The 9,510-nt window shown below is 31.9% G+C and carries 13 protein-coding genes; all 13 read right to left on the bottom strand.

Annotation, left to right across the window (positions count from 1 at the left end):
• Positions 1-439: 439 nt before the first annotated feature.
• Positions 440-589: a hypothetical protein gene (locus ACI313_RS04095; RefSeq protein WP_439755344.1), complete on the bottom strand. Its 150-nt coding sequence runs from the start codon at positions 587-589 to the stop codon at positions 440-442.
• 62 nt (positions 590-651) lie between these two features.
• Positions 652-1,854: an ATP-binding protein gene (locus tag ACI313_RS04090; protein ID WP_439755343.1), complete on the bottom strand. Its 1,203-nt coding sequence runs from the start codon at positions 1,852-1,854 to the stop codon at positions 652-654.
• 191 nt (positions 1,855-2,045) lie between these two features.
• Positions 2,046-2,447, bottom strand: coding sequence for a 30S ribosomal protein S9 (rpsI, locus tag ACI313_RS04085; RefSeq protein WP_439755342.1), 402 nt, complete (start codon positions 2,445-2,447; stop codon positions 2,046-2,048).
• A 15-nt stretch (positions 2,448-2,462) separates the two neighbouring features.
• Positions 2,463-2,900 (bottom strand): 50S ribosomal protein L13, encoded by a 438-nt coding sequence (rplM, locus tag ACI313_RS04080; protein ID WP_439755341.1) that lies wholly within the window; start codon positions 2,898-2,900, stop codon positions 2,463-2,465.
• Between the two features lie 128 nt (positions 2,901-3,028).
• Complete coding sequence (locus ACI313_RS04075; RefSeq protein ID WP_439755340.1) at positions 3,029-3,826, bottom strand: histidinol-phosphatase; 798 nt, start codon at positions 3,824-3,826, stop codon at positions 3,029-3,031.
• A complete protein-coding gene (truA, locus tag ACI313_RS04070; RefSeq protein WP_439755339.1) occupies positions 3,819-4,550 on the bottom strand; it encodes a tRNA pseudouridine(38-40) synthase TruA in 732 nt (243 codons plus the stop codon). The genes ACI313_RS04075 and truA overlap by 8 nt, the downstream gene beginning before the upstream one ends.
• Positions 4,550-5,350, bottom strand: a complete 801-nt coding sequence (locus ACI313_RS04065) for an energy-coupling factor transporter transmembrane component T family protein (RefSeq protein WP_439755338.1) — start codon at positions 5,348-5,350, stop codon at positions 4,550-4,552. Before ACI313_RS04065 ends, truA begins: the two co-directional genes overlap by 1 nt.
• Positions 5,343-6,203, bottom strand: a complete 861-nt coding sequence (locus ACI313_RS04060; protein ID WP_439755337.1) for an energy-coupling factor transporter ATPase — start codon at positions 6,201-6,203, stop codon at positions 5,343-5,345. The genes ACI313_RS04065 and ACI313_RS04060 overlap by 8 nt, the downstream gene beginning before the upstream one ends.
• Positions 6,179-7,006 carry an energy-coupling factor transporter ATPase gene (locus tag ACI313_RS04055; RefSeq protein ID WP_439755336.1) on the bottom strand — a complete coding sequence of 276 codons (828 nt, stop codon included), beginning with the start codon at positions 7,004-7,006 and terminating at the stop codon, positions 6,179-6,181. The genes ACI313_RS04060 and ACI313_RS04055 overlap by 25 nt, the downstream gene beginning before the upstream one ends.
• A 67-nt stretch (positions 7,007-7,073) precedes the next feature.
• Positions 7,074-7,496 carry a hypothetical protein gene (locus ACI313_RS04050; RefSeq protein WP_439755335.1) on the bottom strand — a complete coding sequence of 141 codons (423 nt, stop codon included), beginning with the start codon at positions 7,494-7,496 and terminating at the stop codon, positions 7,074-7,076.
• Positions 7,496-8,077: an O-methyltransferase gene (locus tag ACI313_RS04045; protein WP_439755334.1), complete on the bottom strand. Its 582-nt coding sequence runs from the start codon at positions 8,075-8,077 to the stop codon at positions 7,496-7,498. Before ACI313_RS04045 ends, ACI313_RS04050 begins: the two co-directional genes overlap by 1 nt.
• Before the next feature lie 34 nt (positions 8,078-8,111).
• Positions 8,112-8,474, bottom strand: coding sequence for a 50S ribosomal protein L17 (gene rplQ, locus ACI313_RS04040; RefSeq protein WP_439755333.1), 363 nt, complete (start codon positions 8,472-8,474; stop codon positions 8,112-8,114).
• A 14-nt stretch (positions 8,475-8,488) separates the two neighbouring features.
• The gene (locus ACI313_RS04035) at positions 8,489-9,439 is read right to left on the bottom strand and encodes a DNA-directed RNA polymerase subunit alpha (RefSeq protein WP_439755332.1); all 951 of its coding nucleotides are present in this window, start codon (positions 9,437-9,439) and stop codon (positions 8,489-8,491) included.
• Positions 9,440-9,510 lie beyond the last annotated feature (71 nt).

Genomic DNA, 9,510 nt, shown 5'->3' with positions numbered 1-9,510 from the left:
TTACCACATAAAAAGGATAGCAGCTCAAGTAATTGAGTCAGCTATCCTTTTTTGTGTAGGCTATTTAACTGTTACAGCCTCTATTTGGCACTTTTGTTGCACGTAAGCGTTCATTTAGCGCTATTCACAACAATTCAGGACTACATAAGTAACCTCACAATAACACCACAGGACCTCGCGTTTTTTTACAAGGTTAGCTGGAACCTTATAAATTTGCAACTTACTAAACTCTAAATATCTTTACCAATTATATTCTAGTGTGATTTTATATTTTAGATTCAGATCATCCAACTTTTCTTTTAACGATTTAACTTCTACTGCATTTCCTGAATATAGTTTTATTTCTTCACCACTTTTTACTAGCTTTAATGCTTCGCACGTACTTATGTTTAAGACGTTCTTTGCAAGCATGATTATTTTTTGATTAACGATAGTTCAATTAATATACATCGTAAATCGTTTCATCTTCATAAATTAGACCTATATTAGTAGTAACAACGCTATAATCACATTTCGTACATTTTATTTCTACAGAAGAACCATATTTAGTTTCTACTAATCGTGATTCGCATACAGGACATTCAATCATTTTTTATTACCTCCAGGTTCTCGATGCAAATCTAATCGGCGAAATCATTTCGCATTTAATAATTAATTTTGATTTTGCGAATCATTTAACCATCTTGCAATATCTATTATTTCGATACCTTCATAATAACTTTTTTCTCTTTTTGTTCTAGCAATTAGTTTTTTTGGATATGCATCCTTAATAGATAACAATGGAGATGTTTCTCTTTCAAATGTATTCGCATTTGTTATATCATCGCAGACTTGAATATATTCTTTATATCCATTTTTAATTACTACAAAATCTATCTCCTTATTGTACAGCTTTCCGACGTAAACCTCATATTCTCGTCTCATTAATTCCAATGCAACTAAATTTTCATATAAAAATCCATAATCCATATACTTAGTGCCTATTTCAGAGAATCGGAAAGATAAATCAGAAAGATAATATTTCTTTTCACTTTCCAAATATTTTTTTCCTTTTATATCATATCTTTGGATTGGATAAAACATATACGATTTACATAAATAATCTAAATATGATCCTACGGTTTTATCGTTTGTTTTAATTGTACTAGTAGTCAATTTGTTCGAAATTTTTCTAATAGATGTTTTATTTCCTATATTGTCCATAAGATAATCGCCAATCATCAGTAATAAAGATTCATTTTCGATTTTATATTTTTGAACAATGTCTCTCACAATTGTTGTTTTATAAATACTATTGACATAGTTTCTCGCATCTTCTTCTGATTTATATAAATAAGAACCTGACATACCGCCTTTTTTTACATAATTATCAAAAGAAACATCTAAATCTGTGGATGGATAATATACAAGATATTCCTTAAAAGAGAATGGAAACAAGTGTACTTCGAAGACCCTGCCCCCAAATAAAGTAGCAAGATCACTAGACAACAAAAATGCATTTGATCCTGTTAAATAGATATCATATAATTCCTCTTCATAAATACTATTTATGATTCTTTCAAATCCTTTGCAAAGTTGTATTTCATCAATGAAAAGATAGTTATTTTTATTTTCTATATAATTAGATTCAATATATGAGTACAGTTCATCTGGATTTAGTAATTTTTCGTACTTCTTTAAGTTCAGTTTAATTCGAACTATATTTATATTTTCCATATCCTTGAAAGAATCAATAAAAGCATCCATTAATTTCGATTTCCCACTACGACGAACTCCAGTAATTACTTTAATATCAGGAACATCTTTGACATCATTCAATTTTTTTAAATAGTAATCTCTCTCTATTAGTTTCATTTTCATCACCTATTATAAATTATACAATATTTCGCATTTTTAAACAATTTTCATTTTTGCGAAATAAAATTCAAATAGTAACTACTTCCAATAAAACAAAATCCATAAAAATGTTCTACAACATTCTTTTTCAAGCGAAAGAAAAAGGACTTCCATAAAGGAAATCCTTGATTCTTGAAACAATTTTCTGATTAACGTTTACTGAATTGAGGAGCTCTACGAGCAGCTTTAAGTCCGTATTTTTTACGTTCTTTCATACGAGGATCACGTGTAACGAATCCTGCTGCTTTTAATACTGGACGGTAATCAGCACTTGCTTCCATTAAAGCACGAGTGATTCCGTGACGCATAGCACCAGCTTGTCCTGTGTATCCACCACCATGTACATTAATTAATACATCAAATTGATCTAATGTATTTGTTAATTCTAATGGTGATTTAACAACCATACGTAAAGTTTCTAATGGAAGATATTCTTCCAAAGAACGACCGTTGACTTCAATGTTACCAGTTCCTGGTCTTAAGAATACACGAGCAACAGAAGATTTACGGCGTCCTGTTCCTAAATATTGAACCATTTCTTTTTTAGCCATTTTCTATTCCCCCTATTATCCTTTCACCTTTAATTCAACTGGTTTTTGAGCAGCATGTGGATGTTCACTACCAGTGTATACATAAACATGTCCACGTTGTACATCACCTAAACGGTTGTGTGGTAACATACCTTTGATTGCTCTTTCTACCCATTCAACTGGATATTTTTCTTTCATAGTTTTTGCACTACGTACGCGCATTCCACCATAATATCCTGAATGATTGTAGTATTTTTCAGTTTCTAATTTGTTTCCAGTCATTTCGACCTTGTCAGCATTGATCACAATTACATAATCACCACAGTCAACGTTTGGTGTATATGTAGGTTTGTGTTTTCCTCTTAATACATGAGCAGCAACTGTAGCCAAACGTCCTAAAGTTTGTCCTTCACCATCAATTACATACCATGTACGTTCTACTTCGGCAGGTTTTGCCATTGTTGTTTGACGCATTTTCTTATTTCCTCCTTGATTTGAGCGTTTACCGGGGCTCAAAAGGCCAGAGTTTAGCCATCTAATATGATATTCAAACCGAGATTAAAAGTCAATATAAATTATACAAAAAAACAAGTAAATTTTATTTACTTGTTCCTTAATTTTTTATAATCAATTTTTTCGATTTTATCCACGATTTCCACATCATATTTTGATAAATTATACAGTGCTAATTCATATAAATCTGGATTCAAATCCTTTGTTTGATGAGCATCCATACCAATAATTGCTTTGTTGTGATAATACGAAGCAATTTGCCAAAAACGATGATTTGGATATGCTTCTTGATTGGTTCTCATATTGTTTTGCAGACCAAGAACATTATATTCCAATGGAATATCTAATTCTTTCGCTTTTTGACAAATGCGATGAAACCCCCATTCAATTTCTTCATCCCAATCATGTGCTCGCATAATCAATTCTGGATGCGCTAAATACGCATACATTCCCGTTTCCAAGCCATTAATACAATCATCAAAATAATTTTGAAGTCTGTTTTTAGGTGCAGAACCATAGTAACAACCATATTCATCAGATTTATAATAATGATTACCTAAAATAAGATAATCAATATCTTCTTCAATACAAAAATCAAGCATCCAATCCATATACTTAGGAAAATACTCTGCTTCCATACCTAAATCAATTTGAATATACTTTTTATATTTTTCTTTTAAACTCAATATACTATTCTTATAATCACTAAATTCATCTAGCGTCATACGAATACGAGGAGTAAAATTCGTATCATATTTCCAACAAGCATGATCCGAAAAACCTAATTCCTTGTATCCACTTTCAATTGCTTCCACAACAAAATCCTCATCTTGTCCCGTAGCATGATGACACCTTGAAGTATGTGTATGAAAATTTCTTTTAGTCATATTTCACTTCCATTAAATATAATCCATGTGGTTGTGCATTATAACGACATGCGTTCTTATCTTTCGCATCGAGCATTTTTTTCACATCATATGGAGTAATTTGATTTCTTCCCACAGCAATTAAAGTTCCTGTCATCATACGAACTTGATAGCGTAAAAAACCATTTCCCTCAAAAATAAAACGAACTTCTTTTTCTGATTCAATAATATCAATTCGAAATACATTCTTTACTCTTGGTTTTCTTGGATCAATTTTTGATGAACAAAAACTAGTAAAATCATGTTCTCCCACTAAATATTGACACGCCTCTTTCATTTTTTCTACATCAAGTCTAGAAAATAACTTTTGGGCATAACGATAAATAAAAGGATTATCACAATCATACGTACAAATAAAATCATATCGCTTCGATTTTGCACTAAATCGCGCATGAAAATCATCGTCTACTTCTTCTACTTTGATAATGCGAATATCATCTGGCAACAATGTATTTAATGCATTTTGAACATTTGCAGGTGGCATATATACAACCGGTTGGAAATGAAACACTTGTCCTTTTGCGTGTACCTTAGCATCGGTTCTTCCACTTGAAACAATTTCAATTGGTTGTTTATGAATACGTGTTAGACACTTTTCAATTACTTCTTGAATTCCTAATGCATTGTCTTGTTTTTGCCAACCAGCATAGTTATATCCATCATAGGCCACTGTTACTTTTAACATCATAGTATATAAGCAATCGCAATATTCACAATTAATAATAAACAAGAACTAAACAAACCCACAAAATCCATTGTGGAAAACTTTAAAACTTTATAACGAGTTCTTGTCGCATTCGGATTGTATCCACGTGCTTCCATAGCATTTGCCAATTGATCTGCACGATCAAAAGCCGAAATAAACAATGGAACAATCAAAGATAAAATAGCCATTAATTTTTCTTTTAATGAACCATTATCTAAATCCACTCCACGACTAGCTTGAGCATTCATGATTCGTTGTGTTTCCTCAATTAAAGTAGGAATAAAACGAAGCGCAATACTAATCATCATCGCAATAACATGACTAGGAAATTTGATTTTTTCTAATGGTTTTAATAACTTTTCAATTCCTAGTGTTAAATCCAATGGCTTTGTGGTTGAAGTTAAGATTGTTGTGATCATAATCATAAACAATAAACGAACCACAATATATAGTGTTTGATAAACAGCATCTGAATAAATAGAAAACCATCCTAGTTTAATCCAAGGCACTCCTGTTTTAATGACAAAAACATTAATCACAAACAAGAAAACCATCATAAACATCATTGGTTTCATAGAACGAAGTACATATTTTACATTTAATTTCGATAATTTTAATATTACGAAAATGAATAAACCAATTAAAATATATCCCATAATTCCAGAAGGAATAAAAATGGAAATCATTAACAATAGCATAATAATGATTTTAGAACGAGGATCCATCTTGTGGATAACAGAATCCATAGGAACATAACTACCCAATGTAAAATTACCCATGTGATTTCACCTGCCCTTTAATACACTTTAACAGTGATTCTTCATCTAAAATATCATTTGGAATATTAAATCCCTTTTCATTTAACATTAATTTTAAACGAATTATACTAGGTGGATTGATTCCAATATTTAATAACCAATCTGGATTTTGGAAAAACTCTTTAACATCCGCTTCATGAGCAACGTTTCCATGGTCCATAACAATAACATGGTCACAATATTTCATGACATGTTCCATATCATGGGTAACTAAGATAACAGTTTTATGAGCTTGTCGATTTAAATTCATAAATAAAGTCATCATTTCTTTTGATCCTTGTGGATCTAATCCAGCTGTTGGTTCATCTAAAACCAATACTTTAGGATTTAAAACAAGAATTCCGGCAATCGCAACTCTTCGTTTTTGTCCTCCACTTAATTCAAAAGGAGAACGCTCTAAATACGACTCATCTAATCCAACGACCGGTAATATTTTACGAACTAATTCACTTGCCTCTTGTTCAGTTGCTCCAAAGTTTTTAGGCCCAAAGGCAATGTCTTTTTCAATTGTTTCTTCAAATAATTGATATTCCGGAAACTGGAATACTAAACCTACTTCTTTACGAAGTTGTTTAACATCCTTAATTTTCAATAAAGGCTGAATATGAAAACCACATACTTCTAATTCCCCTGCTGTAGGAAGAAGAAGCCCATTTAAATGTTGAACCAATGTTGATTTTCCAGAACCCGTTTGACCAATAATAGCTGTTACCTTACCTTCTGGAATCGTTAAATTAACGCCTTTTAATGCTGCTTGAGGATAAGGTGTTTCTTTATTGTATATGTGTTCTAAATTGTGGATTTCAATTGACATAATTGATTCACCACCTCTTCTAATGTACAAACACACTCATTTGTGATATGTTCTTTTGTTAATTTCTTTGAGAATTCCAAAGCAAAAGGAATATCCAATTTCATTTGTTTAAGTAATTTTTCTTGTTTAAAAATTTCCATAGGTGTTCCTTCTAAAACAACATTACCTTCATTTAAAACCACAACATGTTCACTTTGTGCGACTTCTTCCATGTCATGGGTAATCGATAAAATCGTAACTTGTTTTTCTTTATGTAACTCCCTGATTTGTTTATTAATACTTGCCTTTCCTTGAGGGTCTAGCATACTAGTCGATTCATCAAAAATAATAATATCGGGTTCCATTGCCAAAATCCCAGCAATCGCAACTCTTTGTTTTTGTCCACCCGATAATTTAGTGGGTTCGCTATTCAAAAAATCTTGCATTCCAACTCTTGAAGCCACATCTTCAATAATGGCTTGCATGTTTTCTTGAGGAACACAGTGATTTTCTAATCCAAAGGCAATGTCATCCGCTACAGTTGAACCAATGAATTGATTATCTGGATTTTGAAACACAATGCCAATATGCGAACGTACATCATATACGCTTTCTTCATTTAATTCTTTTCCCATTACATGGATTTCGCCACTTTTAGCGCCTAAAAGACCAATGATCAACTTTGCGATGGTTGATTTTCCTGAACCATTTTGTCCTACAATAGTTGTGTAGCTTCCCTTAGGAATTGATAAAGATATATTTTTGATTACATCTTTTTGTCCATCGTAAGAAAAAGATAAATTTTTAATTTCAATAGCGTTCATGTATTTATCACTTCCTTTTCGCTAAATCATTATAACAAAAAATAAATTTATTAAAAGAAAAAAGACGTCATTTCAAATGACATCCTTTATATTGCGCATTCACTTGTTGACAAAGCTCATTTAAATTTTCATATAAACTTTGTTTTGATACATCATTTACTTCATCATTAAACAATACTTCAACACTGAAATTAGTCGCATCAATATTGCTAGACAATCCCTTTTCTGATAAAAGATCTTGGAATACCATAGCTTTTTCCTTTGATTCCAAACCAAATTCAAATGTCACCGGACTTGCGTTTAATGAATCAATGTCTTCTTTTAATGAAGAAGGAGAATCAATATGAATTTTTATTGCTTCTGATTCATCAGGAAGTAAAAATTCATCGAGTTCTTGTTCCTTTTTCTTATCATAAAAACGCTTTGTCACAACTGTAGCAGCCGCAAACCCTACAACAGCCGCCAATCCAGCTCTTTTTAACCCTTTCATTATTTCCTCCTTGTAACGGCAATTCCATCACCAATTGAATAAAATTCCGTTTCAAAATCATCTAGAGTTTCTAAATAATCATGATACTTTTGAATTTTCATTACCAATTGACGAGTATTACGATTATGGGTATTTTCAGGATGTTTTACCAATCCATGAAATTCCATATTATCTGTAATTATTATACCATTGTTTGAAAGGATAGGAGAATATTTGTCAAAAAAACGTGTATATTGTGCCTTAGCTGCATCAATAAAAATACAATCAAATTTTCCTTCCGGATTTTCAATTTCCAAGGCATCTCCTTCAATTAAAGTTATCTTATCTTGTACACCCGATTTAGAAATATTAATCTTAGCTTGTTCAATCATATCTGGATTACGTTCAACCGTTACAACGCGCATATCCTCAAATTCACTTGCGACTAAAATAGAAGTCTTTCCAATGGCTGTTCCTAACTCTAAAAAAGAATGACAATTATATTCTTTTAATTTAGAAAGTAAAAAAGCTTGTCCATCGTCTAACATTACGGGAACACTATGGTCACAAGCATAATTTTTCATTTCATCTTGTAAAGACATATTTTCCTCCTTAAAAAAAGTGAAGTAGAGAAATCTACTTCACAAATTCAACAATTGCCATTGGAGCTGCATCTCCACGACGAATACGTGTTTTAACAACTCTAGTGTATCCACCATTACGGTCTGCATAAGATGGAGCAATTTCATTAAATAATTTTTGAACAGCAGTTGTTCCTGTTTCATCTACTTCAACATCTCTTACATAAGCAAGAACTTGTCTTCTTGCATGTAAATCATTTCTTTTTGCTAAAGTAACCAATTTATCTACAACACTGCTTAATTCTTTGGCTTTCATTTCTGTTGTTTCAATTTGTCCGTTTACAATCAATGAAGTAGCCATATTTCTTAATAAAGCTTTTCTATGATCTGCTTTACGTCCTAATCTACGGTAGCTCATGTTGGTCCTCCTAATTACTCAAAAGACTTGAAGAATAAACCTAATTGGTACATCTTGTCCTTTACTTCTTTTAATGACTTTTTACCTAAATTTTTAACATGCATCATTTCGTCTTCAGTTTTTTGTGTTAATTCATCTACCGTTTGAATTCCTGCACGTTTTAAACAATTGTATGAACGAACAGATAAATCAAGGTCTTCAATTAACATTGTATTGGCTTTTTTAGTGTCTTCAACTTTTGGTTGTTGAATCATAAAGCTTTCTTCTAATTTTAAATTTGCGAAAGGAACGATTGCATCTAAGTTTCTTACACAAATTTCAGCGGCTTCACTAATAGCCTGTAAAGGCGTGATTGAACCATTTGTTGTAACATAGAAATGAACTTTATCGTATTTTGCATCTAAACCAATACGAGCTGGTTCGGATAAATAATCCGCTTTACGAACTGGAGTGAACATAGTATCCATGGCAATGACATCGTCACCCAATCCAAATTGTTCTTTATTTTCTAAAGAACTCTTATAACCAGTTAATGTTGCGATATATACATCCATTTCTAAAGATGCACCTTTTTCTAATGAACAAATTTCTTGTTTAGGATTCACAACATTTACATATTCAGGACAAATTAAATCAGCTGTTTGAATAATAGCTGGTCCCTTCTTTGAAATATGAAGTTTAACAACTCCATCTTCGGAACAATTCAATTGAACTTTCTTCAAGTTTACTGCAATGGCATTGACATCTTCTAAAACACCTTCAACCATTGTTTTATTTTCATTCAAGTTATCACACGAAAAACCAATAACACCTGTTCCTGGAAGATTTGAAATCATAATCTTACATAAAGTGTTACCAATTGTTGTTCCGAAACCTCTTTCTAAAGGTTCGAAGACATAAGATCCAGTATTGTTTTCTTCATCCACCATTTCTTTGTGAAAAGAAGCTCTTTCAAATTCCTGCATCTAATTTCCTCCTTTACTATCCACGAGGTCGTTTTGGTGGACGACATCCATTATGAGGGATTGGTGTCACG

This window comes from Floccifex sp. (assembly GCF_051873495.1).
Taxonomy (GTDB): Bacteria; Bacillota_I; Bacilli_A; order Erysipelotrichales; family Erysipelotrichaceae; genus Floccifex.
The sequence above is the reverse complement of the archived record's forward strand: the minus strand, read 5'-3'. Positions and strand labels throughout refer to the sequence as shown.